General features: G+C 63.0%; 22 protein-coding genes and 2 pseudogenes. 21 read left to right on the plus strand and 3 right to left on the minus strand.

Annotation, left to right across the window (positions count from 1 at the left end):
- The first annotated feature begins 2 nt into the window (after positions 1–2).
- From L9B60_RS23575 to L9B60_RS23670, 20 genes and pseudogenes are all read left to right on the plus strand, one after another.
- Positions 3–1,163 carry an acyl-CoA dehydrogenase family protein gene (locus L9B60_RS23575; RefSeq protein ID WP_249673376.1) on the plus strand — a complete coding sequence of 387 codons (1,161 nt, stop codon included), beginning with the start codon at positions 3–5 and terminating at the stop codon, positions 1,161–1,163.
- 9 nt (positions 1,164–1,172) lie between these two features.
- Entirely contained in the window at positions 1,173–2,231 is a 1,059-nt protein-coding gene (locus L9B60_RS23580; protein ID WP_249673377.1) for an acyl-CoA dehydrogenase family protein, read from the plus strand.
- A gap of 3 nt (positions 2,232–2,234) precedes the next feature.
- The gene (locus tag L9B60_RS23585; RefSeq protein ID WP_249673378.1) at positions 2,235–3,386 is read left to right on the plus strand and encodes an acetyl-CoA C-acetyltransferase; all 1,152 of its coding nucleotides are present in this window, start codon (positions 2,235–2,237) and stop codon (positions 3,384–3,386) included.
- A 34-nt stretch (positions 3,387–3,420) separates the two neighbouring features.
- Positions 3,421–4,299 carry an SDR family oxidoreductase gene (locus tag L9B60_RS23590; protein ID WP_249673379.1) on the plus strand — a complete coding sequence of 293 codons (879 nt, stop codon included), beginning with the start codon at positions 3,421–3,423 and terminating at the stop codon, positions 4,297–4,299.
- A 135-nt stretch (positions 4,300–4,434) separates the two neighbouring features.
- Complete coding sequence (locus tag L9B60_RS23595) at positions 4,435–5,220, plus strand: SDR family oxidoreductase (protein WP_249673380.1); 786 nt, start codon at positions 4,435–4,437, stop codon at positions 5,218–5,220.
- A 9-nt stretch (positions 5,221–5,229) separates the two neighbouring features.
- Positions 5,230–5,700 carry a MaoC family dehydratase gene (locus L9B60_RS23600; RefSeq protein WP_249673381.1) on the plus strand — a complete coding sequence of 157 codons (471 nt, stop codon included), beginning with the start codon at positions 5,230–5,232 and terminating at the stop codon, positions 5,698–5,700.
- An 8-nt stretch (positions 5,701–5,708) separates the two neighbouring features.
- Entirely contained in the window at positions 5,709–6,917 is a 1,209-nt protein-coding gene (locus L9B60_RS23605) for an acetyl-CoA C-acyltransferase (protein ID WP_249673382.1), read from the plus strand.
- Positions 6,918–7,088: 171 nt separating this feature from the next.
- Positions 7,089–8,087, plus strand: coding sequence for a WD40/YVTN/BNR-like repeat-containing protein (locus tag L9B60_RS23610; RefSeq protein ID WP_249673383.1), 999 nt, complete (start codon positions 7,089–7,091; stop codon positions 8,085–8,087).
- Positions 8,074–10,474 (plus strand): annotated as a pseudogene (locus tag L9B60_RS23615) (efflux RND transporter permease subunit). Before L9B60_RS23610 ends, L9B60_RS23615 begins: the two are co-directional and overlap by 14 nt.
- A 48-nt stretch (positions 10,475–10,522) precedes the next feature.
- Entirely contained in the window at positions 10,523–11,773 is a 1,251-nt protein-coding gene (locus L9B60_RS23620; RefSeq protein ID WP_249673384.1) for a helix-turn-helix transcriptional regulator, read from the plus strand.
- Positions 11,774–11,906: 133 nt separating this feature from the next.
- Complete coding sequence (locus L9B60_RS23625) at positions 11,907–12,671, plus strand: SDR family oxidoreductase (RefSeq protein ID WP_249673385.1); 765 nt, start codon at positions 11,907–11,909, stop codon at positions 12,669–12,671.
- A gap of 24 nt (positions 12,672–12,695) precedes the next feature.
- Entirely contained in the window at positions 12,696–13,544 is an 849-nt protein-coding gene (locus L9B60_RS23630) for an SDR family NAD(P)-dependent oxidoreductase (protein ID WP_249673386.1), read from the plus strand.
- Positions 13,545–13,641: 97 nt separating this feature from the next.
- On the plus strand, positions 13,642–14,679 hold the full coding sequence (locus L9B60_RS23635; RefSeq protein ID WP_249673387.1) for a 3-ketosteroid-9-alpha-monooxygenase, oxygenase component: 1,038 nt from the start codon (positions 13,642–13,644) through the stop codon (positions 14,677–14,679).
- A 24-nt stretch (positions 14,680–14,703) separates the two neighbouring features.
- Positions 14,704–15,894: an MFS transporter gene (locus L9B60_RS23640; RefSeq protein ID WP_249673388.1), complete on the plus strand. Its 1,191-nt coding sequence runs from the start codon at positions 14,704–14,706 to the stop codon at positions 15,892–15,894.
- A gap of 103 nt (positions 15,895–15,997) precedes the next feature.
- Positions 15,998–16,207: a hypothetical protein gene (locus L9B60_RS23645; protein WP_249673389.1), complete on the plus strand. Its 210-nt coding sequence runs from the start codon at positions 15,998–16,000 to the stop codon at positions 16,205–16,207.
- 73 nt (positions 16,208–16,280) lie between these two features.
- Entirely contained in the window at positions 16,281–17,171 is an 891-nt protein-coding gene (locus L9B60_RS23650; RefSeq protein ID WP_249673390.1) for a LysR family transcriptional regulator, read from the plus strand.
- Positions 17,172–17,277: 106 nt separating this feature from the next.
- Positions 17,278–18,141: an amidohydrolase family protein gene (locus L9B60_RS23655; RefSeq protein ID WP_249673391.1), complete on the plus strand. Its 864-nt coding sequence runs from the start codon at positions 17,278–17,280 to the stop codon at positions 18,139–18,141.
- A gap of 55 nt (positions 18,142–18,196) precedes the next feature.
- Positions 18,197–19,510 (plus strand): dicarboxylate/amino acid:cation symporter, encoded by a 1,314-nt coding sequence (locus tag L9B60_RS23660; protein ID WP_283780531.1) that lies wholly within the window; start codon positions 18,197–18,199, stop codon positions 19,508–19,510.
- Positions 19,511–19,599: 89 nt separating this feature from the next.
- Positions 19,600–20,829, plus strand: coding sequence for an OprD family porin (locus L9B60_RS23665; RefSeq protein WP_249673392.1), 1,230 nt, complete (start codon positions 19,600–19,602; stop codon positions 20,827–20,829).
- Positions 20,830–21,029: 200 nt separating this feature from the next.
- Complete coding sequence (locus L9B60_RS23670) at positions 21,030–22,583, plus strand: TerC family protein (RefSeq protein ID WP_249673393.1); 1,554 nt, start codon at positions 21,030–21,032, stop codon at positions 22,581–22,583.
- Positions 22,584–22,631: 48 nt separating this feature from the next.
- On the opposite strand, the gene L9B60_RS23675 is transcribed toward L9B60_RS23670, so the two are convergent.
- The gene (locus L9B60_RS23675; protein WP_249673394.1) at positions 22,632–23,219 is read right to left on the minus strand and encodes an NADPH-dependent F420 reductase; all 588 of its coding nucleotides are present in this window, start codon (positions 23,217–23,219) and stop codon (positions 22,632–22,634) included.
- 133 nt (positions 23,220–23,352) lie between these two features.
- On the opposite strand from L9B60_RS23675, the gene L9B60_RS23680 reads away from it, so the two are divergent.
- Positions 23,353–24,252 carry a LysR family transcriptional regulator gene (locus tag L9B60_RS23680; RefSeq protein ID WP_249673395.1) on the plus strand — a complete coding sequence of 300 codons (900 nt, stop codon included), beginning with the start codon at positions 23,353–23,355 and terminating at the stop codon, positions 24,250–24,252.
- A 39-nt stretch (positions 24,253–24,291) separates the two neighbouring features.
- Here L9B60_RS23680 and L9B60_RS23685 read toward each other — a convergent pair whose 3' ends face one another.
- Both L9B60_RS23685 and L9B60_RS23690 read right to left on the minus strand, forming a co-directional pair.
- Positions 24,292–24,627 carry a DUF7693 family protein gene (locus L9B60_RS23685; protein WP_249673396.1) on the minus strand — a complete coding sequence of 112 codons (336 nt, stop codon included), beginning with the start codon at positions 24,625–24,627 and terminating at the stop codon, positions 24,292–24,294.
- Positions 24,624–25,575 (minus strand): annotated as a pseudogene (locus L9B60_RS23690) (GlxA family transcriptional regulator). Before L9B60_RS23690 ends, L9B60_RS23685 begins: the two are co-directional and overlap by 4 nt.
- Between the last annotated feature and the right edge of the window lie 43 nt (positions 25,576–25,618).

The raw sequence follows: 25,618 nt of genomic DNA on the forward strand, positions 1-25,618 counted from the left end.
CCATGGAACTCGCTTATACCCCCAAGCAAAAGGCCTTCCGCATGGAAGTCCGCGAATGGCTGGCGGCCAATCAGCCGACCGCGCCCCTGGCCAACTACGACACCCGTGAAGGCTTCGAGCAGCACCGGGCCTGGGAGGCGAAGCTGTTCGAGCAACGCCTGTCGATGGTCATGTGGCCCAAGGAATACGGCGGACGTGGCTGCGACCTGATCGAGTGGCTGATTTTCGAAGAAGAGTACTACGGTGCCGACGCGCCGATGCGCATCAACCAGAACGGCCAACTGCTGCTGGGCCCGACGCTGATGGAGTTCGGCACCGAGGCGCAGAAGCAACGGTTCTTGCCGCGCATGGCCGCAAGCGTCGACATGTGGGCCCAAGGCTGGTCAGAGCCCAACGCCGGCTCCGACATGGCTGCCATCAGCTGTAAGGCCATCCGCGATGGCGATCACTATGTGCTCAATGGGCAGAAAACCTGGTCCAGCCGAGCCCTGTTTGCCGACTGGCTGTTCGGCCTGTTTCGCAGCGACCCGGCATCCACCCGGCACCACGGCTTGTCGTTCGTGATGGTGGCGCTGGATACCCCGGGGGTGAGCATTCGTCCGATCAGGGCGCTCAACGGCAAGAACAGTTTCGCCGAAGTGTTTTTCGACGATGTGCGCGTGCCGGTGGACAACTGCATTGGCGCCCAAGGCCAGGGCTGGCACGTGGCGATGGCCACCGCGGGGTTTGAACGGGGCTTGCTGCTGCGCTCGCCGGCGCGGTTCCAGGCCACGGCACGCAAGTTGATACAGCTGTACCACGCCCACCGCGAAAGCGCCGATCGTGACCCCGGCATTCGCGAGGCGGTGGTCGATGCCTGGTTGGGTACCGAAGCGTATGCGCTGTCTTCCTATCACACCGTGGGGCGCCTGAGCCGCGGCGCGCAGATTGGCGCCGAGTCGAGCATCAACAAGGTTGTCTGGTCGGAGCTGGACCTGAAGATGCATGAGACGGCCATGCGCATCCTTGGCGCCCGCGGCGAGTTGTTAAGCAGCGCCCCGCAGGCGATCGAGGGCGGCTGGCTGGACGGCTTCCTGTTCGCTCAGGCCGGGCCGATCTACGCCGGCACCAACGAAATCCAGCGCAACATCATCGCCGAGCGGATGCTCGGCCTGCCGAAATAGGAGCCGGCCATGGACTTTACCTTTACCGATGATCAGCTCACGTTTCGCGAGGCCATCAGTCGATTCCTGATGACCGAGGCCGCGCCCGAGATGCTCCGCGAGATCTGGGAAACCGATGCCGGTCGCAGCGCCGAGTTGCGCGGCAAGATCGCCGAGCAAGGCCTGACCGCCTTGTCGGTGCCCGAAGCGTTCGGCGGCCTGGGCATGGACGACGTGGCCTGGTCGCTGATGACCCAGGAGCTTGGCTACTACGCCATCCCCGACTCGCTGGCCGACACCGCATACGTGATCACCGGCCTGCTCAACGGCCTGCCGGACGCAAGCCCGATGAAGGCCAGCCTGTTGCCGCGCATTGCCGATGGCAGCGTGCGCCTGGCCATCGGCCACCCGATCAACCCGCTGGTGCCCGATGCGCCGCTGGCCGAGTGGCTGATCCTCAGCCATGGCGATGAAGTGCACGCGGTGCCACGCTCGCAGGTAGACGTGCAAGCCAATGCCAGTATCGATGCGTCGCGGCGCCTGGGCCGGGTGAGCTGGCAGCCCGGCCCTGGCACCCTGCTGGTCGGCGGCGAGCAAGGGCGCGCCTTATGGGCGCAAACCCTGAACCGCGGCGCCTTGTCGGTGGCCGGTCAACTGCTCGGGCTGGCCCAGCGCATGCTTGACCTGTCGGTGGACTACGTGGCCCAGCGCAAGCAGTTTGGCAAGCCGATCGGCAGCTTCCAGGCGGTCAAGCATCACCTGGCCGATGTCGCCAGCAAGATCGAGTTCGCCAAGCCTGCGCTGTATCGCGCCGCCTACGCCTTGGCCCAGGGCGATCGCAACGTCGATGTCTACGTCTCGCAAGCCCGGTTGGCGTGCTGCGACGCCAGTTGGTTGGCGGCGCGCCAGGGCATCCAGGTGCATGGCGCCATGGGCTACACCTGGGAAGTCGACCTGCAAATGTTCATGAAACGCGTCTGGTCGCTGGACCCGTCATGGGGCGACCGCGCCCTGCACAAATCCCGCGTCGCCGCCTACGTGCTCAGCGATGAAGCTCGGCTTGGGCCGGGCGCCACCTTCGAGGACTGAGCCATGCCCCAAGCGTATATTGTCGATGCCCTTCGCAGCCCCACCGGTAAGCGCAAGGGCGGCCTGGCCCACGTGCATGCCATTGACCTGGGCGCCCATGTGCTCAAGGCGCTGGTCGAGCGCAATGGCATCCCCGCCGAAGACTATGACGACGTGATTTTTGGCTGCGTCGACGCCATCGGCTCGCAAGCGGGCGATATCGCCCGCACCAGTTGGCTGGCGGCCGGTTTGCCCTTGAACGTACCCGGCACCACGGTCGACCGCCAGTGCGGTTCGTCCCAGCAAGCGCTGCACTTTGCCGCCCAGGCGGTGATGAGCGGCATGCAGGACGTGGTGGCGGTGGGCGGGGTGCAGACCATGACCCAGATACCGATCGCCTCGGCGATGCTGGCCGGCCAGCCCTTGGGTTTCAGCGACCCGTTTTCCGGCAGCAAAGGCTGGCAGGCGCGCTTTGGCAACCAGCCGGTCAATCAGTTTTACGCCGCCCAGCGTATCGCCGATCACTGGCAGCTCAGCCGCCAGGACATGGAAGTGTTCGCGCTGGAAAGCCATCGACGTGCCCTGGCGGCCGCTGACGCCGGTTATTTCGCCCGCGAGATCGTCGCGTGCGAAGGCCTGGCGTTTGACGAAACGCCGCGGGTCAGCAGCCTGGAGAAGATGGCCAGCCTGGAACCGGTCAGCGACCAATTCCCATCGATCACCGCCGCGGTGTCGAGCCAGACCTGCGATGCCTCGGCGGCGATGCTGGTGGTTTCGCACACGGCACTCAAGCGCTACAACCTCACCCCCAGGGCGCGTATCCATCACCTGTCGGTGCTGGGTGACGACCCGATCTGGCACCTCACCGCACCGATCGCGGCCACCCGTGCGGCGCTGAAAAAGGCCGGTATGCGCATGGCCGACATCGACCTGGTGGAAATCAACGAAGCCTTTGCCTCGGTGGTCATGGCCTGGGCCAAGGAGCTCGACTACGACCCGGCCCGCACCAACGTCAATGGCGGCGCCATTGCCCTTGGCCACCCGCTCGGCGCGACCGGCGCACGGCTGATGACCACCTTGTTGCATTCGCTGGAACGCACCGGCGGGCGCTATGGCCTGCAAACCATGTGCGAAGGCGGCGGCCAGGCCAACGTCAGCATCATCGAACGGCTCTGAAGCCACCCACATTTAAACAACAGGAAAACACCCTATGGGAATCTGTGCAGGCCGTACTGCGATCATCACCGGTGCCGGTGGCGGGTTGGGCCGCGCCTATGCGCTGGCTTTTGCCGCTGAAGGTGCCAACGTGGTGGTCAACGACATTCGTCGCGAGGCGGCGCAGGCGGTGGCTGACGAGATCGCCGCAAACGGTGGCCAGGCCATCGCCAACGATGGTGACATCACCACCTTGGCCAGCGCGCAAGGCATCGTCGATGCGGCGCTCGCAGCCTTTGGCGAAGTGCATGTGCTGGTCAACAACGCCGGGGTACTGCGTGATCGCATGTTCATCAGCCTCTCGGAAGAGGACTGGGACATGGTGATGCGCGTGCACCTCAAAGGCCATTACTGCCTGGCCAATATCCTTGGGCGGCGCTGGCGCGACTTGGCCAAGGGCGGTACGCCGGTGTCGGCGCGGATTATCAATACCAGCTCCGGGGCCGGCTTGCAGGGCTCGATCGGCCAATCCAACTACTCGGCCGCCAAAGGCGGCATTGCTTCCCTGACCCTGGTGCAGGCAGCGGAAATGGCCCGCTATGGCGTCACCGCCAACGCCTTGGCCCCGGCGGCGCGCACCGCGATGACCGAAAGCGCCATGCCGGACATGGTCAAGAAACCCGAGGACGACAGCTTCGATGCCTGGGCTGCGGAAAACGTCGCGCCCCTGGTGGTGTGGCTGGGCAGCGAGGCTTCCGGGCATGTCAGCGGCCAATTGTTCGAAAGCCAGGGCGGGCGCATTTCCCTGGGCGATGGCTGGCGCACCGGCGTCACCCGCGACAAGGGCGCGCGTTGGCAGGTGACTGAAGTGGGCGCGGCGGTCGAAGCGATCCTGCAAGAAGCGCCCAAGGCGCAGAAGGTCTGGGGCAGTTGAAACCGGCCTGATTCAAAGGCGCCGGCCAACGTGGCGCCTTTGTGCAAGGTGCTACCCCGTCCGTTTTGACGATGTGCCTGGCCCCCGAGGCCTTTATACCTGTCGACAACCTGTTTTCTGTCAGAGGTATACACCGTGAAACAAGCCCCTCCTTATGTTCCAGGCCACCAGTTGCTGGCTGGCAAATCCGTGCTCATCACCGCCGCCGCCGGCGCAGGCATCGGTTACGCCGCCGCCAAGCGTTGCGCCGAAGAAGGCTGCCGCGCCCTGATGATTTCCGATGTTCACCCCCGACGCCTTGAACAGGCGGTCGAGCAGCTCAAGGCCGATACCGGATTGCAGGCGGTGTACGGCCAACTGTGCAACGTCACCGTGGAGGCCGAGGTGCAGGCATTGGTGGCGAGCGCCGAGCAGGCCCTTGGCGGCGTCGATGTGCTGATCAATAACGCAGGCCTGGGGGGTTCCAAGCGGGTGACCGAGATGAGCGACGAGGAATGGCTGCGGGTGATCGATGTGACGCTGACCGGCACCTTTCGCATGACCCGCGCGATGTTGCCGCACATGGAGCGTCGCGGTACGGGCGCCATCGTCAACAACGCCTCGGTGCTCGGTTGGCGGGCCCAAAAGGAACAGGCGCACTACGCCGCGGCCAAGGCCGGGGTGATGGCCCTGACCCGTTGCAGTGCGCTGGAGGCGGCCGAAAGCGGCGTGCGTATCAACGCCGTGGCGCCTTCGATTGCCCTGCACGATTTTCTCAAGAAAGCCTCCAGCGAAGCGCTGCTGGCACAACTTGCCGACCGTGAAGCCTTTGGCCGCGCCGCCGAGGTGTGGGAGGTGGCCAACGTGATGATTTTCCTTGCCAGCGACTACGCCTCCTACCTGGTGGGCGAAGTGCTGTCGGCCAGTTCCCAACAAGCCTGAGGACAGACGATGAGCACCCGATTCAATAGCGCCGAGCAGATGCTCGCGGCACAAGGCCTGGACCTGGGCGTGACCGACTGGTTGGTCATGACCCAGGAACGGATCAACCAATTTGCCGAAGCCACCGGCGACCGGCAGTGGATTCATGTCGACCCCGAACGCGCGGCCAGCGGCCCGTTTGGGGTGTGCATCGCCCACGGCTACCTGACCCTGGCCCTGGCCAATTTGTTCATGCCGCAACTGATGACCCTCGACAACCTGGCCATGGGGGTGAACTACGGCACCGACCGCGTGCGCTTTCCGGCAGCAGTGAAAGTCGGCGCGCGGGTACGTGGCCGCGGGCAGGTGGTCAGCGCCGCGCCGATGGGCACGGCGGTCCAGCTGGTGGTGCGCATCAGCGTCGAAATCGAAGGCGCCGAACGCCCCGGTTGCGTGGTCGACACCATCAGCCGCTACACCTTCAACCCCCTTACCGAGTGAGCCTGTCCATGCACAAGAATGACGTTGTGATTGTTGCCACCGCGCGTACCGCGCTGACCAAATCCTTTCGAGGCTCTTTCAACGACACCGAAGCGCCGGTGTTGGGGGGGCATGTGGTGCGGGCCGTGGTGGCGCGCGCCGGGATCGAGCCGGGCCTGGTGGAAGACGTGATCATGGGCGCGGCGGTGCAGCAGGGCACCCAGGGCTACAACATTGGCCGGCTGTGTGCCTACACCGGTGGTTTGCCGGACAGCGTGCCGGGCATGGCCCTGGACCGCATGTGTGCCTCGGGCCTGATCAGTATCGGCGTGGCGGCCAAGAACATCCTGGCCGGTGAGATGAACATCGCGATCGCCGGCGGCGTCGAGTCGCTGTCGTTGACCCAGAACAAGTACAAGAACACCTACCGCAACCAATCCCAGGCGGTGCTGGCGTGCATGCCCAGCGCTTATATCCCGATGATCGAAACCGCCGAGATTGTCTCGCAGCGCTATGGCATCAGCCGTGCCGCCCAGGACGATTACGCCCTGCAAAGCCAGCAGCGTACGGCGGCCGCCCAGCGTGACGGTTTGTTCGATGAAGAAATCGTGCCGTTGCAGGCGAGCAAACTGCGCTTTGACAAGGACGGCCAGCCCGATGGCCATGAGCAAGTGCTGGCCGACCGTGACGAATGCAACCGGCCATCCACCCAGCGCGAAGACCTGGCGGCCCTGAAGCCGGTGTGGAAGGACGGCCAGTGGGTGGCGCAGGGCCAGTTCGTCACCGCCGGCAACGCCTCGCAGTTTTCCGATGGTGCCTCGGCCAGCTTGCTGATGAGCCGCGCCCAGGCAGCGCAGCTCGGCCTGCAGCCATTGGGGACTTATCGCGGCATCGCGCTGGCCGGTTGTGCGCCTGAAGAAATGGGCATCGGCCCGGTGCTGGCAGTGCCCAAACTACTCAAGCGCTTTGGCCTGAGCGTGGCGGACATCGGTTTGTGGGAAATCAACGAGGCCTTTGCCAGCCAGGTGCTGCATTGCCGCGACGCCCTGGGCATCGCGCCCGAGCGTCTTAACGTCAACGGCGGGGCGATTTCCATCGGTCATCCGTTCGGCATGTCGGGGGCGCGCATGGTCGGTCACGCGCTGCTGGAAGGGCGTCGCCGCGGCGTGCGCTACGTGGTCGTGGCCATGTGCATTGGTGGCGGCATGGGGGCGGCGGGCCTGTTCGAGCTTGGCTGACCACCGATTGCGCTGTTGGGTCCCGGGGTAGGCCGTTTGGACGATGCCCCGGGGACCTTGCAGACGGACTATCTACTCATCGAGTGCTGCAGTGATTCACTACGACAAGAATAAGAGGGTGAGCCGTATGGAGAGTGTCGAGCGCCTGGACCGTGCTGCAAGGAGTCGCCCATGCGCCGGCTGATTGCCTACCTGGTGTGCATCGCGGTTGCTGCCGTGGTGGCGCTGGCTTTTGCCCCGCGTGAGGCACTGAACATTGCCGACACGGCGTTGAACACCGACCGCCTGCAAATCAACGGCCTGCTTAACCTGGGCAAGCGCCAGGTGGCGGTGGGCGAGCGCGGGACGATTTTGCTCAGCGACGACCAGGGGCTTACTTGGCAACCTGCCACGGTCGAGCCCCAACGCCATCTTTCCCTCAATGCCCTGGCCGCGCTGGATGCCGGGCAATTGGTTGCCGTCGGCCAGGATGGCTGGATCTTGCACTCCAGGGACAACGGCAACAGTTGGCAAGAGATGCACTATGAGGCCGATGTCGGTGAGCCGTTGTTGGGCGCCTGGGCGGCAGGCAGCGAGCAGGTCTTTGCGTTCGGCAGTTACGGCAAGTTCTACCGCTCCGATGACGCCGGGCAAAGCTGGCGCGTGCAGGCCCTTGAAGTGGACCGGGCGCACCTCAACGCCATGGACGGCGGCCGCGATGGCCGGCGCATGTTGGTCGGCGAGCAGGGCCTGGTGCTGCGCAGCGCGGACAACGGCGAACACTGGCAGCAACTGCCGACTTTCTACAACGGCTCGCTGTTTGGCGTAGTACGCCTCAGTGCCCAGCGTTGGGTGGCCTACGGCATGCGCGGCCATGTGTTTGTCAGCGATGACTTTGGCGAGCAGTGGCACGCCATCGACGTGGGCAATACCCAGCCGCTTTACGGCCATGTGCTGCTGCCGGACAACGCCGGGGTGCTGATGGTCGGCGCCGGTAGCTCGCTGGTGCGCCTGGATGGCCAGGGGCGGTTGGTCGGCAGCAGTCGCCAGGCCGGTTTGGGCACGTTGACCAGTGCCATTGTGATGAGCAGCGGTCAGGTATTGCTGGCCGGTGAACGAGGGGTCTACCAGGGCAGCGGTGACCGCGTTGCCGCGTTGGGCAAAGGGGAATTGCTTCATGAAAAACGCTAATTGCGGGGTTAAGCGCCTGGTCGAGCGTTGTGCCGACCTGTTGCTGGCACGGCGTAGGCTGCTATTGACGGTGTTCCTGTTGCTGACCCTGGGGTTGGGGTACAGCGCCACCCGGACCCAACTCGACCCAGGTTTCAATAAACAAATCCCGGTGCGGCATGAATACATGCTCAACTTTCTCAACTTCAGTCAGTATTTCACCGGGGCCAACCGCTTTCTGGTCAGCGTGAAATGGAAGGGCGAGGGCGATATCTACAACCCGCAGTTTCTCGATACGTTGCGCAAAGTCACCGACGATGTGTTCTTTATCAACGGGGTCAACCGCGCCAGCGTCACCTCGTTGTTCACCGCCAACGTGCGCTACATCGAGATCACCGAAGACGGCTTCTTTGGCGATGTGGTGGTACCGCCGCGCTTCACCGCCACCGTCGAGGACCTCGCCCAGGTGCGCAGCAATGCCGCGCGCGCCGGGCAAGTCGGGCGCCTGGTGGCCAACGACCTGAAGTCGGCGATGGTGCGCGCCGACCTGCAGGACGTCGATCCGCAAACCGGCAAATCAGTCAGTTATGTTGAAGTGGCGCAACGCCTGGAAGCCATCCGTGCCAAGTACAGCAGCGAGCAGATCGACATCAACATCGTCGGGTTCGCCAAGCTGGTCGGCGATGTGGTCGATGGGCTGATGACCGTGATCGGCTTTTTTGTCGTCGCCTTCCTGATCACCGGCCTGTTGCTGTGGCTGTACTCGCGCTCGCTGCGCCTGACCGTGGTGGCCCTGCTGGTGGCGCTGTTGCCGGTGGTCTGGTTGTTGGGCCTGCTACCGTTGATAGGCCTGGGCATCGACCCGATGTCGATTCTGGTGCCCTTCCTGATCTTCTCCATCGGCGTTTCCCACGCCGTGCAAATGACCAACGCCTGGAAACAGGAAGTGTTGGCCGGCAAGGATTCGGTGCAGGCGGCACACGCGGCCTTCTGCAAAATCTTTATTCCAGGTTCCCTGGCGCTGTTGATGAACGCCTTGGGCTTTGCCGTGATCATGCTGATCGACATCCCGATCGTGCATGAGCTGGGGGTGACGGCTTGCATTGGCGTGATGCTGATGATCATCACCAACAAACTGATGTTGCCGATCATCATTTCCCACCTGCGCCTGGAGCGTGGCGTGTTGAACAAGGCGCGCGTTCAGCAGCAGGGCAAGCACCCCTTGTGGTGGCGGCTGTCGGCCCTGGCCGAGCCACGCCCGGCGTTGGTGGTGATGGTGGTCAGCCTGATGTTGTTGAGCGCCGCGGTGTTCAAGGCGCGCCAATTGGAAGTCGGTGACATCGGTGCCGGCGCCCCGGAGCTGCGCAGCGATTCGCGTTACAACCAGGACAACGCCCAGATCGTCGGCAGTTATGCCATCGGCCTTGATGTGCTGGCGGTGTTCGCGCAGGCCCAGGGCGTGGAAGAGGCGTGCCTGTCACCGGCGGTGATGCGTGCCGTGGAGGCTTTTGACTTTCGCATGCGCAGCGTGAGCGGCGTGCAGTCGGTGCAGAGCGTGGCCGGCTTTGGCAAAACGGTGATTGCCGGCAACAACGAAGGTAACCCGCGCTGGGCGGCCATCCCAGGCTCGGCCCGGGGCTTGAGCCAGGGCTCGCGCGCCTATGTGCCGGAGGACGGGCTGGTCACCGATGGCTGCCAGCAGATGCAGATTCTGGTGTTCCTCACCGATCACGATGGCGCAACCGTTGCCCATGTGGTCAAGGAGGCCCAGCGCATCATCGCGCAGGTCCAGGTGCCGGAAATCCAGTTCCTGCTGGGCGGTGGCAACGTGGGGGTCATGGCCGCGTCCAACGATGCGGTCAAGCGCGCCGAGGTGTTGATGCTGGTGGCCTTGTTTGGTTCGGTGCTTGTTGTTCTGTTGGCTGACCTTCGGCTCGCTGCGAGCGGTGTTGTGCATACTGGTGCCGCTGGCCATCGTGGCGGTGTTGTGCAATGCGCTGATGGCCATGCTCGGCATCGGCCTGAAGGTGGCGACGCTGCCGGTGATGGCCCTGGGGGTCGGCGTGGGGGTGGACTACGGCATCTATCTGTACGAGCGCATCCAGCACGAAATGGCCGAGGGCGCCGACCTGCGCCATGCCTTCTACCAAGCCATGTGCCAACGGGGCACGGCGGCGGTGTTCACCGCCCTGACCATGTCGATCGGGGTGTGTACCTGGGCCTTCGCCCCGCTGAAGTTTCAAGCGGACATGGGGGTGTTGCTATCGTTCATGTTTCTGGTCAATGTACTGGGGGCGATTTTTCTGCTCCCGGCCTTGGCCGCCTGGTTCAACCTGGGCAAACCCCTGGTGGCGGTCAAGCCTGACCGCGCGCCGCCAGGTGCTGTGGCAAAGGTGTTGCAACCATAACAATAATAACGGGCGCAGCCTGGGCTGTGTCCCGCAAGGAGACGAGTGATGGAAACTTCCAGCTTGAGTGTTCAGGCCTTGGCGGACATGGGCTTGGAGCTGGCTGAATACGACCGGCTCATTGGCGAGTTCTACGACGGTGCGCTCGACCCCAAGCTGATGGCCAAGACCCTGCGCCATGTGCGTAGCCTGTTCCAGGCCAACTACGTCACCTTGATCTTGCGGGTGCCCGAGCAGCCGGACCTGGGCCTGATGATTGTGGTGGGCGACATCGAAGGCGAGGGCGAGGTGAGCTACTGGGCCTACCCACAAGCCGTCACCCCGTTCAATAACCCACCCATGGACAAGGTGTTCACGGTCGACGATGTGATGACCGAGGCCGAGTGGACAAATTCGGTCTACTTCAAGACCTACGGCACCGTCCATGACACCTACCACATCATGGGCGCCAATATTTCCACGGCCGATGGCGGCAAGCTGCGTTTTCGCATCACCCGGCCCAAAGCCGCGCCGAAATTCACTGCCTCCGAGCGCACGCTGTGCGAATCGTTGCTGCCACATTTGCGCCGCGCCATGCATGTGCACAACCTGCTCGACCGCAGCGAATCGATCAGCGAACTGTACGCCCAAGCCATCAGCCGCTTGTCGGTGGCGACCATCGTGCTGGACCAGCATGGCAGTGTATTGCGCCTGAACCCGGTGGCCAGTGACCTGCTGGAGCGGGCCGATGGCTTGAAACTGGTCGGCGGGCGCCTGGAGGCCACCTATCCCAGCGACAACCGTGAACTGCAGCGCCTGGTGCGCAACGCCTTTGCCCGTGACACCCAAAGCGAACAACTGAGCACTGGCGCTGAAGCGATGTCGGTGGCCAGGCCCTCGGGGCAAGTCAACCTTGGTGTGGTGGTCGAGGCCATTCCTACCCAGGACTGGGCCGAAGGCAAGAGCAAGCCGGCGGTCGTGGTGTACATCCGTGATGCCGTTGGCCGCTCGCTGGCCAGCGAAACCGTGACCAAGCAGCTGTTCAACCTGACCCGGGCCGAAACCGCGTTGGCGATGGAACTGGCCAACGGCCTGTCGCTGGAAGAGGCCGCCGAAGCATTGAACGTACGCCGCAACACGGCCCGAGCGCACTTGCGCTCGATCTTCTCCAAGACCGGTGTGCGTCGGCAAACCGAGTTGGTGCGCATCATCCTCAACAGTGTGGTCGCCCTGGGAAAGCCAAAGTTGGCCATGCTGGCCAACGATGAGCTGGTGAAGCCGTCGCTGAAGTTGGCCCAGCCGGTGCGGCACAGCGCCTGAACGATGTGACCGCTTGCCCCCAACGCCCCGGTGCTGCTTGCAGGCCGGGGCGTTTTAGTCCGTGCGGACGATGTCGGCGGCCATGCGGGCCACCAATACTTGCCAGCACGTTAACCGAACAAGGAAAAACACTATGCCAACTACAGCGGTCAGCGGTTCTGCATCCGGTATCGGTGCGGCAGTCTGCCAGGCGCTTCGCGCAGCCGGGCACCGCATCATTGGGATCGACCGTGAACATGCCGAGGTGATCGCCGACCTGTCGAGCGCCGCCGGGCGTCAAGCCGCCATCAGCGCGGTACTCGAGCAGAGCGCAGGGGTGCTGGACGGCCTGGTGTGCTGTGCAGGCGTGGGCTCCAGCGCGCTGTCCAATACCATCGTCGCGGTCAATTACTTCGGCGTTACCGAGTTGCTCGACGGCCTCGTCGGTGCCTTGGCCAAGGGGCACGAACCGGCTGCGGTGGTGATCGGCTCGGTTGCTGCGACCCACGGCAATCCCGAGCTGCAACCGATGGTCGCGGCCATGCTGGCGGGTAACGAAGCGCTGACCCTGGAGCACGCCAATGCCCTGGAGAAATCCAGCGTGGCCTATGCCAGTTCTAAATATGCAGTGACCTGTAACGTGCGCAGCAGGGCAGTGCCCTGGGCCAAACAGGGCATTCGCCTGAACGTGGTGGCGCCGGGGGCGGTCGAGACGCCGTTGCACCAGGCCTCGCTGAACGACCCTCGCTTCGCCAAGGCCGTGCGTGAGTTCGTCGCGCCGCTGGGGCGCGCCGGCCACCCGGAGGAGATCGCTCAGGTGGTGGCGTTCTTGCTGTCATCCCAGGCCAGCTTCATCCACGCCAGCGTGATGTTTGTCGATGGTGGCATGGATGCGATGGTTCGCCCGGCGCGTTTCTAACGCTTGCGCCGAGGAGGCGGAACGATGACCCAAGTGGCATTTATCACCGGTGCCAGCCGTGGTATCGGCCGGGAGACCGCCCTGGCCTTCGCCCGGGCCGGATTTGATGTGGCGATCAGCGCGCGAACAGTGCAGGAGGGCGAGCCGTCGGCACATCGCTTGTGCGATGCCCAGGGCGTGCCCTTGGCGGGCAGCCTGGACAGTACCGCCGCTCAGATCCGCGCCTTGGGACGCGAGGCGCTGGTGGTGCCGATGGACCTGCTCGACAGTGCCTCGGTGGTGGCCGCAGGTCAGGCGGTGTTGGCGGCGTTCGGGCGCATCGATGTGTTGGTCAACAACGCCATCTACCAGGGCAACGACCTGAACGCATCGTTCATGGCGCTTCAGCCCCAGACCCTGGAACGCGTGTTCAAGGGCTATGTGCTGGCGCCGATGTTGCTCACCCAAAGGGTGCTGGCCGCCATGCTCGAGCAGGGCTCGGGGGTGGTGATTAATGTCACCTCCGGCGCCGGCGAGGGCGACCCGCCAGTGGCGGCCGTCGATGGCGGCTGGGGTTATGCCTATGGGGCGGGCAAGGCGGCGGTGTCCAGGGTGTCCGGGGTGCTTGCCGCCGAGCTGGGCGGGCAGGGCATCCGCGCCTTCACCCTCAACCCCGGGGTGGTCAGCACCGACGCGCTGAAAGCCACGATCGGCGAGCGCGGCGTGTTGGCCTTGCGCAACGGCATCGCCCCGCCGCAGGTGCCTGCCCAGGTGATGGTGTGGCTGGCCACCGCCGAGCAAGCGCCACGCTTTCAGCGGCGCACGATTGCCGCGCAGGCGTTTGCTTTGGAGCACGCGATCGTTGCCGACTGGCGCACTGAAGTCATTGTGTAGGGCTTATATAGTCCATGCGGAGGATGAGCGTTGATGGCTTGCTCGGTGAACATTGACCGGGCAAGTCACCGCAGATTCCACACGAGGAACAATAACAATGACCAAGCTCGCCGCAATCAATGTCGAAACTGCCTTGGCCCCTCGCTTTGGCCGAGGCTGGCACTGCCTGGGGGAGACGGCCGACTACCGTGACGGCCAGTTGCACACACTGAACATCTTTGGCACGCGCTTGTTGGCGTTTGCCACGTCAACCGGCCAGGTCAGTGTCATTGATGCGCATTGCCCGCACATGGGCGCGGACCTTTCGCGTGGCACCCTGGAAAACGACCGCGTGGTGTGTCCTTTTCACCATTGGCAATACGATGCCACCGGCAAGTGCGTCGAGATCCCGTACTGCAAGCGCATCCCGCCCAAAGCCAAGTCCCGCCGCTGGCTGACCTGTGAACAGAACAACCTGTTGTTCATCTGGAACAACCCGGAAGGCAAGGCGCCGGCCGACCAGGTCGTGATCCCGCATCTGCCCGAGCAGGACAGTGACGAGTGGCTGCACGACTGGCACATGGATACGCTGGTGATCGAGACCAACCCACGGGAGCTGGTCGACAACCTCGCCGATGCCCAGCATTTCGGGCCTGTCCATGATACCCCGACCAAGTACTTTGCGAACGTCTTCGAAGGGCACATTGCCCAGCAGATTTTCCATGGGGACTCCGAACGTCTGGGCGGCGACCTGGTGGCCGAGTCGGCCTACTACGGCCCTGCCACTCACCTCACCCGCATGCGCGCGGTGTTCGAGGGCATGGAAGTGCACTCGATCCTGCTCAACTGCCATGTACCGATCACGGCTAACAGCTTTGAACTGCGTTTTGGTTGCATGGTGAAAAAGATCCCGGGCTGGAGCAACGAGCAATGCCAGGCAATGGCCAAGGACTATGTGATGCGCAACCGCGAATCCTTTTACCAGGACGTGGACATCTGGGCGCACAAGGTCCGCGTCAACAACCCGGTACTGGCCGAAGGCGATGGCCCGGTCTACCAACTGCGCGAATGGTACGAGCAGTTCTTCATGGACGAGGCCAGCGTGCCGGCTGCCATGGCTGAACGCCGAGAAATCATCACGGTCGGCCAGCGCTGATCATCATCTGGGCAGGAGCGTGCAATGAAGATGAGTGGCCGTAAAACACTGGCAATCATGCTGGCCGCCAGTTTCGCCTCGGCGATTGGTGGTCTGCCGTTCAATACCTTGCCGATCCTGCTGGGGGCGATGGTCGACAGCCTGGGGTTCAGTGTCGAGCAGATCGGTTTGCTCGGCTCGCTGTGTTTTGCCGGGTACCTGCTGGGCACGCTGGTGGCAGTGGTACTGATAGACCACTTGAACTGGCGCTGGCTGACCCTGGGCTGTGCCAGCGGTGCTGCGGCGGCGTACGCGATGTCTTCGTGGCTACCGGCCACGGCGCAGTTGCCGTTGTGGGCGGTCGTCGGCTTTTTCGCCGCGCTGATGACGTGCCTGGGCATGCGCATCATGGGCGAAATGGCCAATAAAGAACGGGCCTTGGGCATGCGTTTGGGCATCGAGCTGGCGGTGGTGGCCGCCGTGCTGTTCACCTTGCCATCGTGGGTGATTGCGCACTTCCACTACACCGGTGCGGCCCTGATGCTGGCGGCGATCATCCTGCTGTTGAGCCTGAGCGCTTTCGCATTGCCCCAGCGCCAGGATTTCATGGGTGAAGGTGAACCCTCGCGTGGGGGTTCGCTGCTGTCACGCTTTCGATTTTCGCCAGCGGCTTACGCAGCGCTGGCTTTTTTCTTCCTGTTCGGTGCAGGGCAAATTGGCCTGTGGGCGTTTCTCGAACGCCTGGGCCATGGCTTGGCGCTGCAACCGACGGAACTGGGTATCGTCTTTGCCGTGCTGAAGTTACTGGGCGGTGCCGCCGCGTTGGCACTCGCGGTGGTGGGCGACCGTCTGGGCGTGCGCGTGCCCCATGTCATCGTTTTACTGGTGCTGGGCACGGGGCTGTTGTTGCTGGGCAAGGCCGATGGCTTCCTGATGTATGCCGCCGGCGCCTGGATCTGGGAGGTGGGGTTTACCTGGGGCTGCATTTACCAGACCGCCGCGATTGCCCGCCTGGACCGCAGTGGCCGCTCGATCATGCTGATCCCGGGGGCATTTGCCTTGAGTTCCATGGTGGGCCCGGCGATGGCGGGGCAACTGCTTGGCCAGGGGTTTGGCGCAGTGCTGTGGCTGGCGGCCGGTTGCGCGGTGATCCCCGTGCTGGCATTCAGTGGGTTGTTGGCGCGGCGCTTGAACGGGCACGGCCTTGAGCCTGCGCCGGTTGTGATGCCGGGGTGATGAGGTGTTGGCGCGGCAAAAAGGGCGGGCATCGCCATGTTATGATGGGGCCTGTCGCCTGCATTTCGTCGCGGGCCTCGACTCACTCATTCAAAGGTATCCCATGAAACAACGCATCCTGGCCGAGATCGCAGAGCACCGCCGTGACGGCGAAAAGGTGGTGGAACTGCACCTGTGGTCCAAGGCCGCCGTGGAGGCCATCACGCGTTCCAAGGAATACGTCGACGGCGAGTTCATGGGCATTGCCGTGCAATTGCCGCAGGAAGGCGGCCAGCTTGCAGGCATGGATTACATCGTGATCGTCGAAGGCTGATGGCCGGCAAGCCGTCCCTCCAGGCGGCGCGCTCGCAAACGCGTTAACGTCATTTTCTAGCCAGGCGCCGGGCATGGATCTCAAGCAGTTGGAGTGTTTCGTTCGGGTGGCGGAGTTCGGCAGCTTCACGCGCGCTGCCGCCGTATTGAATATGTCGCAGTCGGCCGTCAGCCGCCAGGTTCGCCAGCTTGAAGTGGAGCTGTGCGAGCACCTGCTGTTGCGCAACGGCCGCAGTGTGCTGCTCACCGACGCCGGGCGGCGGTTTTTCAACCATGGCCAAGGCATCCTGCGCCAGGTGCAAGTGGCGCGCGAGGAGTTGCGCGAGCAGCGTGGCAGCCTTTCGGGCAAAGTGGTGATCGGCCTGCCACCGAGTATTTCCCGTCGCCACACGGTGGCGTTGGTATCGGCGTTCCGCGAACGGTTCCCCCTGTGCACGCTGGGCATCAAGGAGGGGCTGAGCCATTCGATGCGCGAATGGCTCCTGCTGGGGCGGCTGGACTTCGCCCTGTTATTCAACCCCAGCCAAAGCGCGCAGCTTCACTATGAGCACCTGCATGCCGAGCCGTTGATGCTGATCGGCAGCGCCGACTCCAACCTGCCCGGGCAGGTGCCGATGCGTGACCTGCCCAACTACCCGCTGATCACCCCCAGCGAGCCGCACTCCATCCGCCGGCTGATCGAGGCCGAGGCGGTTCGCCACTCGCTGGCCCTGAACGTTAGCCTTGAGATCGACAGCATCCCGGCGCTGCTGGAACTGATTCACCTGGGCATGGGCTATGGGGTGTTGTTCCAGTCGGCGCTGGCTCGGTGCGACGATTCGCTGGAGGGATTCAAGGTGGCGCAGATCGTCGAGCCGTTGATACAGACGCATCTGTTTATCGCCACGGCGCAGCAACGCCCGCTGTCGCGCCTGGCGGATCAGGCCTTGGCCATGGTGCGTGAAATCTGCATGCCGGGTGCTTAGCTATGCAAAACACGCATAGCAGCTAGAAACGCCGTCCGGTTGTTGCCACAAACCGATCACGCGACCATTGCGTATCGCTTGTGACAACACTACCAAAGGACTCACGATGAACAGCTGCCTAGCCCCTGACGCCCACCCCGTGCGGCCGCAACTGACGCTGCCGCAGGGTGCCTGGGATGCCCATTGCCATGTGTTCGGCCCTGCGGCGCAGTTCCCTTATGCCGCCGATCGCAGCTATACGCCACCCGACGCGCCTTATGAACAGTTGCGCGCGCTGCACGATTACCTGGGCTTTAGCCGGGGCGTGATCGTGCAGGCCAGCTGCCATGGCAGTGACAACAGCGCCATGCTCGACGCCATCGCCCGCAGTGAAGGGCGCTACCGTGGCGTGGCCATTGTCGATGGCAGCGAGTCCGATGCCCAGCTTGCAGCGCTGCACGCCGGTGGGGTGCGCGCCGTGCGTTTCAACTTCGTTGCGCACTTGGGCGGCGCGCCAGACCTGGACGTGTTCGACCAGACCGTCGACCGCCTGGCAGACCTGGGCTGGCATGTGGTGCTGCACTTGGACGCCCAGGATATTTTCACCTACGCCGAGCGCTTGCAGCGCATTCCGGTGCCCTTCATCATCGATCACATGGGCCGCATCAAGGCGCAGGACGGCTTGCAGCAACCGGCCTTCCAGGCCTTGCTGGAACTGATGCAAAACCCGCTGGCGTGGGTCAAGGTATGCGGCGCGGAACGGGTTTCTGCCGGGCGCAGGCCGTTTGAAGACGCCATCCCCTTTGCCGAGCGGCTGATCGAGGCTGCGCCCGAGCGCGTGCTGTGGGGGACCGACTGGCCCCACCCGAACATCAGCAAGGACATGCCCAACGACGGCGCATTGGTCGACCTGATGGCCGCGTTTTGCGCAGACCCTGCGCTGCGCCAGAAGCTGTTGGTCGACAACCCCCTCAAACTCTACGGGGCATGACCAACGCCGAGCTCGCATCACCTCCAACAATAAGATTGCCACCGAGTCCAAAGCCATGAACCCCAGCCCCGTTTCCGCTCAATTAAAATCGCCCCCCGTGCCGGGTGTGAAGGCCCGGCAGCCGTTCTACCGCGCCATGTATTTTCAGGTACTGCTGGGGATTCTGGCCGGTGTCGCCGTGGGCCACTTCTGGCCCACCTTTGCCGCCGACCTCAAGCCGCTGGGTGATGCGTTTATCCGGCTGATCAAAATGATCATCGGGCCAGTGGTGTTCTGCACCGTGGTCACGGGTATCGCCGGCATGCAGGACTTGAAAAAAGTCGGCAGGGTGGGCGGCAAGGCGCTGCTTTATTTCGAAGTCATCTCCTCGGTATCGCTGGTGATCGGCCTGATCGGCGGCCACCTGATGAACCCGGGTGGCGGCTTCAATGTCGACGTCAACACGTTGGATGCCTCGGCTGTGACCGGCTTTGCGGAAAAGGCCCAACACCTGCACATGGTCGATTTTCTGATGGGCATCATCCCCTCGACCTTTGTGCAGGCCTTCGCCGAAGGCAACGTGCTGTGCATCCTGCTGGTGTCGGTGCTGTTCGGTTGCGCGCTGTCGTCGATGGGCGAAAAGGGCCGGCCGGTGTACGACATGATCGAGGGCCTGTCCGGGGTGTTTTTTCGCATTGTGCACATCATTGCCAAGCTCTCGGCGATCGGGGCGTTCGGCGCCATCGCGTTCACCGTGGGCACCTACGGCGTCGGCTCGCTGTTGCCACTGCTCAAGCTGGTGGCGTGCTTCTATGTGCTGTGCGCGCTGTTCGTGATCGTGGTACTGGGGGCGGTGGCGAAGGTGTGTGGCTTCAACATCCTGCGGTTCATCGGTTACATCAAGGAAGAGCTGTTGGTGGTGCTGGGCACCAGCTCATCGGAAGTGGTACTGCCGCAAATCATGGAGAAAATGGAGCGCCTGGGCTGCTCCAAGCCGGTGGTGGGGCTGGTGATACCGACGGGTTATTCGTTCAACCTGGACGGCACCAACATCTACCTGACCATGGCCGTGTTGTTTATTGCCCAGGCCTTGAACATCGACCTGTCGTTGTCCCAGCAATTGACCCTGATCCTGGTGGCGATGCTGACATCCAAAGGCGCCAGCGGCGTGTCGGGTGCAGCCTTCGTGATGCTCACCAGCACCCTGATGGTGGTGCCGCTGGTGCCGGTGGCCGGGATGGTACTGATCCTGGGTATCCACCGCTTCATGGGCACGGGGCTTGCCATGACTAACCTGGTGGGCAACGGCGTGGCCGCGCTGGTGGTGTCTGCCTGGGAAAAAGAGCTGGACCGCGAGCAATTGGCCCAGGAGCTGGGCCGTCACGCCTGACCTGTAACACCCCTCACCTAAAACAATGATCAGTGTCCTGTTCGGTTTTTTACCGAACAGCGACGCGCTGCGCCTGGGCCATAATAAAAATGAATCCAACCCTGTATCGCATCCTCCTCGGCACCAGCCTGTTCAGCCTGAACACTTGCTGGGCCGAGGGTTTTATCGACGACAGCCGCGTGCGGCTTGAAGCGCGCAACTTCTACTACAACGGTGATTTTCGCGACGGCGCCGGTGTCTCCAAGCGCGAAGAGTGGGCGCAAGGCTTCTTGATGAATTACGAGTCGGGCTTTACCCGCGGCAGCGTCGGGTTTGGGCTGGATGCGCTGGCGTTCGCCGGGTTTCAGCTGGACTCAAGCCCCGACCGCAGCGCCAGTGGCTTGCTGCCCCGGCGCGCCTCCGGTGAGGCAGTGGGCCAATACGCGAAGGCGGGCGGGGGGCTCAAGTTCAAGGTGTCTAACACCACGGTGCGCTATGGCATGGCCCTGCCCAAGGTGCCGGTATTGCAATACAACAATAGCCGGCTGTTGCCGCAGACGTTCCAGGGTTGGCAAGTGAGTTCCACTGATGTGCAGCACTTGAACGTCAACCTGGCACAGTTCGACCAAACCATCACTCCAGACTCGACCAACCGGCAAGACATCAACCTGGCCGTAAAGGACGGTCGCTACCCGGCCACGGGCATCGGCGATCACTTTCGCTATGGCGGTGGCAGCTACACGTTTGACCGGCATTGGGTGGGCAGTTACTACTACGGTGAACTCACCGACGTGTACCGCCAGCAGTTCCTGGGCCTTGCCTACACCACGCGCGTGGGGCGCGGCGGGCTGCTGACTGATCTACGCGCGTTCGCCAGCAACGAGGTGGGCGCGGCCAAGGCGGGGGAGGTCGACAACCGCGCGTATGCGGCGGCGTTGAGCTACACCTTCGACACCGGGCACAGCCTGATGGCCGCCTACCAAGTCATGCAGGGCACCACGGGCTTCCCCTACATCAACAACCCTTACCTGCCCAATTACGTGCAGTACCACGACTTCGGCAGCGCCGGGGAGCGCAGTTGGCAGGTGCGCTACGGTTATGATTTCGCGCCCATGGGGCTGCCAGGCCTGACGTTTTTCACGGCCTACATCAAGGGCGATGGCCTGAAAAAACCCGGCGCCGACCAGGAGTGGGAGCGTGACCTGGATGTGGCCTATGCGTTCCAGGCGGGCCTGAAGGGCTTGTCCGTGCGCTGGCGCAACGCAACCTACCGCAGTGATGAGGGGCGTGACATGGACGAAAACCGATTGATCGTCAGCTACCTGTTCAACGCGCTGTAGTGGCACGCCCGCCCATGCGCGAACGGGCCGGTCAAATCCTGTAATAGTTCGTCTTGTGTGAAAGGTCTTGAAACATTGTAGGATTTTATCCCCAATTCATTTCAGGCCTTTATGAACACCCTGTTGGAGCCTCCCAGTCGCTTCGTTGCACCCGAGCCCGTTGCTCGCTTATTCGCCTTGATGCAGCGGGAGGCCCACTGATGGAATGGATCGCCGACCCCACGGCCTGGCTTGGCTTGTTGACGTTGATCGTGCTGGAGTTGGTGCTGGGCATCGACAACCTGGTGTTCATTGCCATTCTGGCCGACAAGCTACCGCCCGCGCAGCGTGACCGTGCACGGGTCATCGGCCTGTCCTTGGCATTGCTGATGCGCCTGGGCCTGCTGGCCAGCATCTCCTGGATGGTCACCCTGACCGAACCCTTGATCGAGGTGTTCGACAAGACCTTCTCGGGCCGCGACCTGATCATGTTGTTCGGTGGCGTGTTCCTGTTGTTCAAGGCCACCATGGAGTTGCATGAGCGGCTGGAAGGCCACGTGGCAGAACGCACCGGCAATGCGGCCTACGCGCTGTTCTGGCCGATCGTCGCGCAGATCGTGGTGCTGGATGCGGTGTTTTCCCTGGATGCCGTGATCACGGCGGTCGGCATGGTGGAACACCTGGCCGTGATGATGATTGCGGTGGTGATCTCCATCGGCTTGATGATCATCGCCAGCAAGCCACTGACCACCTTCGTCAACCGTCACCCAACGGTCATCATGCTGTGCCTGGGCTTTTTGATGATGATCGGCTTCAGCCTCACGGCCGAGGGCCTGGGCTTTCACATTCCCAAAGGCTATCTGTACGCCGCCATTGGCTTCTCGATTTTGATCGAGCTGTTCAACCAGCTGGCGCGCAAGCGCCGCAAGAAAACCTTGCAAGGCCAGCGCCCGATGCGTGCGCGAACGGCCCACGCCGTGTTGCGCCTGTTGGGTGGCCACACGTTGGGCGCCGATGAAGTGGGCGAGGACATCGCCGACATGCTGGCTGACGACCCTGCAAAGCAGGTGTTTGACCGACGTGAGCGCGTGATGATCAGTGGCGTGCTTCAACTCGCGGAGCGCCCGATACGCGGCGTGATGACGCCACGGGTTGCAATCGACCACATTGACCTGGCCGACTCTGCAGAGACCATCCGCACCACGCTCATGCATTCGCCTTATTCAAGGCTGCCGTTGATCCGTGACGGGCGCATTGATGAACCGCTGGGCTTCGTTCACAAAAAGGAGCTGCTCAAGGAACTGCTGGCCGGCACCCCGCCCAACCTGGAAACCATGGGCCGCCAGGCCATCAACTTGCTGGACAGCTTCACGATCCTCAACGCCTTGGAGCAGATGCGCAAGGAGTCGACCCACATCGCCTTCGTGGTGAACGAATTCGGTGACTTCATCGGCATGCTCACCATGACCGACATCCTTGAGTCCATCGCCGGCGAGCTGCCCGATGCCAGCGAAATCGAAGGCCCCAACATCGTTGCCGAGCAAGGCGGTTTTCTGGTCAGCGGTGCGCTGAACCTGAGCCTGGTGCGTGAACAGCTGGGCTTTGAAGCCAAAGCCACCGATGACTACCAGACATTGGCGGGCCTGGTCATGAGCTTGCTGGATCGCTTGCCGGTGATTGGCGACACGCTCAAGTGGCAAGCGTGGAGCATCACCGTTGCCGGGGTTCAAGAGCGCCGGGTGACGAGGGTGCTGCTGCGCAGGCAACAAGACTGAAAACGGGGCCGCGCGTGCGGCCCTTCCATCGGGCCAGGCCAGGCCCGGTTATTGATATTTAATAATGTTCTGAAGGATCAGCGGGCCGCCCAAACCGAGCAACGTGCCACCGTCATCAATCGTCCCCAGGGAGATCGGTGCAAAGCCTAGCCGTTCGACGAGCTCGGTAACGCGGGTGTTGGCCTGCTGATCTCGCCCCCACACGAACATCACGCGCCGCCCGCCATCCTGTGCCGGGTCTTTGGCTAACAAGGCTGCGGGCAGTTGGTTGAAGGTTTTCACCACGTGACCGCCGGCAAATGCGCGGGCCACGACGTCGGTTGACGCTTGACCTTCAAGCTCCTCAAGCGCAACGCCATAGGTGTTCATCGCATCAATGATGGTCCTGTTGTGCCAGTCGGGAAACATGCGGCCAATGGCTCGATGAGCGCTGAACGGTATGGCCAGGATCACCACGTCTGCGCTCAGGGCCTGCTCAAGGGTTTGCGCAATGAGGTACCCACCCAATTCGTCGGTGAGCGCAGCGAGGCTAAGCGCGCCACGGGTATTGGCAATCCCGACGGGGATGGCGTTCCGGGCGAATTGACGGGCGAGGGCGGTACCCACTTTGCCAGAACCGATGATGGAATAAGTCATGTCGAGTGCCTCGTTAGCGATGTAGGGAAGGGTAAAGGTCAAACCTCACGAACACGATGATCCACTACGCTGCATCTGAAAAGACGGTATATTGAGATGGTATGTATCTATAATCGGGATGGAGCGGGGCGAGATGCTCGACGGCGTATCACTGGATCAGCTGCGAACCTTTGTCACGGCGGTGGATGAAGGCAGTTTTTCTGCCGCCGCTAGAAAGCTCAATCGAGTGCAGTCAGCGGTCAGTGGTTGGGTCGGTGGCCTGGAGGATCAAATCGGCGTGGTGCTGTTCGACCGCTCCGCGCGCTTCCCCAAACTGACCCCTCAGGGTGCTTTGTTGCTCACGGATGCGCGTAACATCATTGCTGGCGTCGATACCCTGAAGGCGCGTGCCAAGCTACTGGCCTCGGGGCTTGAACCCGAATTGTCAGTGGTGGTGGACGTGTTTTTCCCCACTTCGGCGATTACCGCTGTAGTAAAGGAGTTCGCCGAACGCTTCCCGCTGACCCGTCTGAAAATCTTCGTCGAGGGCCTGGGCGCCGGCTATCAACCGCTGTTGGATGGGCGTTGCAGCCTGGGCCTGCTTGCCTCGTTGCCCATCACCTTCCCCACATTGTCCAGCGAGCGCCTCGGTGAGTTTTCGCTGGTCATGGTCGCGGCCAACGATCATCCGCTGTCGCGCCGGGTAGGCAGAATTTCCAAGCGTGAGCTCGCCAATCACATCCAACTGGTACTGACCGATCGCTCGGAAATGCTGGCAGGGCAAGACTATGGCGTGCTGTCGCCCCTCACCTGGCGGCTGGCCGATTTGTCGACCAAGTACGCTTTTCTAAAAGACGGGGTGGGCTGGGGCAGCATGCCGTTGCACATGGTTGAGCAGGACCTGGCGACGGGCTCGCTGGTGGTACTGGATGTCCAAAGCATCCCCAGAGAAGGGGTGAAGATCGATATTTCTGCGGTTCACGCGACCGACACCTTGCCTGGGCCTGCGGGGCGTTGGTTGATTGATCGCATCAAGATCAGCCCGATCGGTTAATCCGACGGCAGGCCTGCGGGGTGAGGGCGGCTGGCAAATTCATCGCTGTTTGAGCAGCCGCTCAAGGGTCGTGTGCTCCCACTGGGAAAGCATGGCGATAGGGTCTGTGCCATACCGATCACCGCTGTTGAAGGCCCAAGTGCGGCCGTCCGCAGCCGTGCACTGTTCGCAGTGGCCCAGCGCGTCGCCCTCGTTGTCAATCGAAAGGCGCCAGCCATCGATTTCGACGATGCACACACCGGCATCGGTTTCATCCCGCGACCGGTGGCAGGCGTTTGTCAGGGTACGGCGGCCAAAAATGGCCTCCCTGAGTACTTGGCACACCTCCCTTGCCGTGAGGGCGGGTGGGGTTGCAGTGGTGTCCGCGCCGCTCATGACAAGCCTGCCACACCGTCAAAAAACACCTTCTGCAACGCCTGCGGCGGCTGCCCGAACGCCCGCAAAAACGCTTGGCGCATGCGCTCTCGATCACCAAAACCTGTCTCCCTGGCCACCACTTCCACCGGGTGCCGGCTGGTTTCCATCATCGCCCGGGCCGCTTCAACCCGCAGCGATTCGATGGCCTTGGCCGGCGTCTGCCCGGTTTCCTCGCGAAACACCCGGCTAAATTGCCGTGGGCTGAGGCGGGCGACGGCGGCCAGCGCCTCGACCGACAAGTCGTCGCGCAGGTTTTCCCGGGCGTAGGCCAAGGCTAACTGCACGCGATCGGATTTGGGGTCCAGCTCCAGCAGCGCCGACAGTTGCGATTGCTCGCTGCCCCGGCGTTGCGAGATCACTAACTTGCGCGCCACCTGGCGGGCCAGGTCGCTGCCCAGGTCTTTCTCGACCATGGCCAAGGCAAGGTCGACCCCGGCGCTCATGCCCGCGCCCGTCCAAATCTGGCCGTCGATCACGAACAGCTTGTCTTCATCCAGTTGTATGTCTGGGTAGCGCTTTTTGAACGCCGGTGCATGCAGCCAGTGGGTGGTCGCGCGTTTGTCCGCCAGCAGGCCGGCTTCGGCCAGCACGAAGATGCCCATGCACAGCGATACCACCCGCCGCGACTGCGCCGACGCCCGCTTTACCACGTCCAGCAGGCTGGCGTCGGGCAAGCGAAATTCCAGGTAGCCGCTGACGATCAGCGAGTCATAGCCCTCGGGCCGTATCGGCGCGGTGTTCACCGAGAAGCCCTGGGATGACATCACCGCGCCGCCGGTTTCCGAGATCAGGTGAAAGTCGTAGGCCCGGTTCACCCCGCAACAGGTTGGCGCACTCGAACACCGAGCCAATGGACAAGCTCAGTGATTGAAAGTTGGGGTAAACGACCAGGGCAACGCTGTGCATGGGGCCTCTGCGCGGGGGTGTGCAATCGGTTGATTGTCGGCGC

This window comes from Pseudomonas abieticivorans (genome assembly GCF_023509015.1).
In the GTDB taxonomy this organism is placed as follows: Bacteria; Pseudomonadota; Gammaproteobacteria; order Pseudomonadales; family Pseudomonadaceae; genus Aquipseudomonas; species Aquipseudomonas abieticivorans.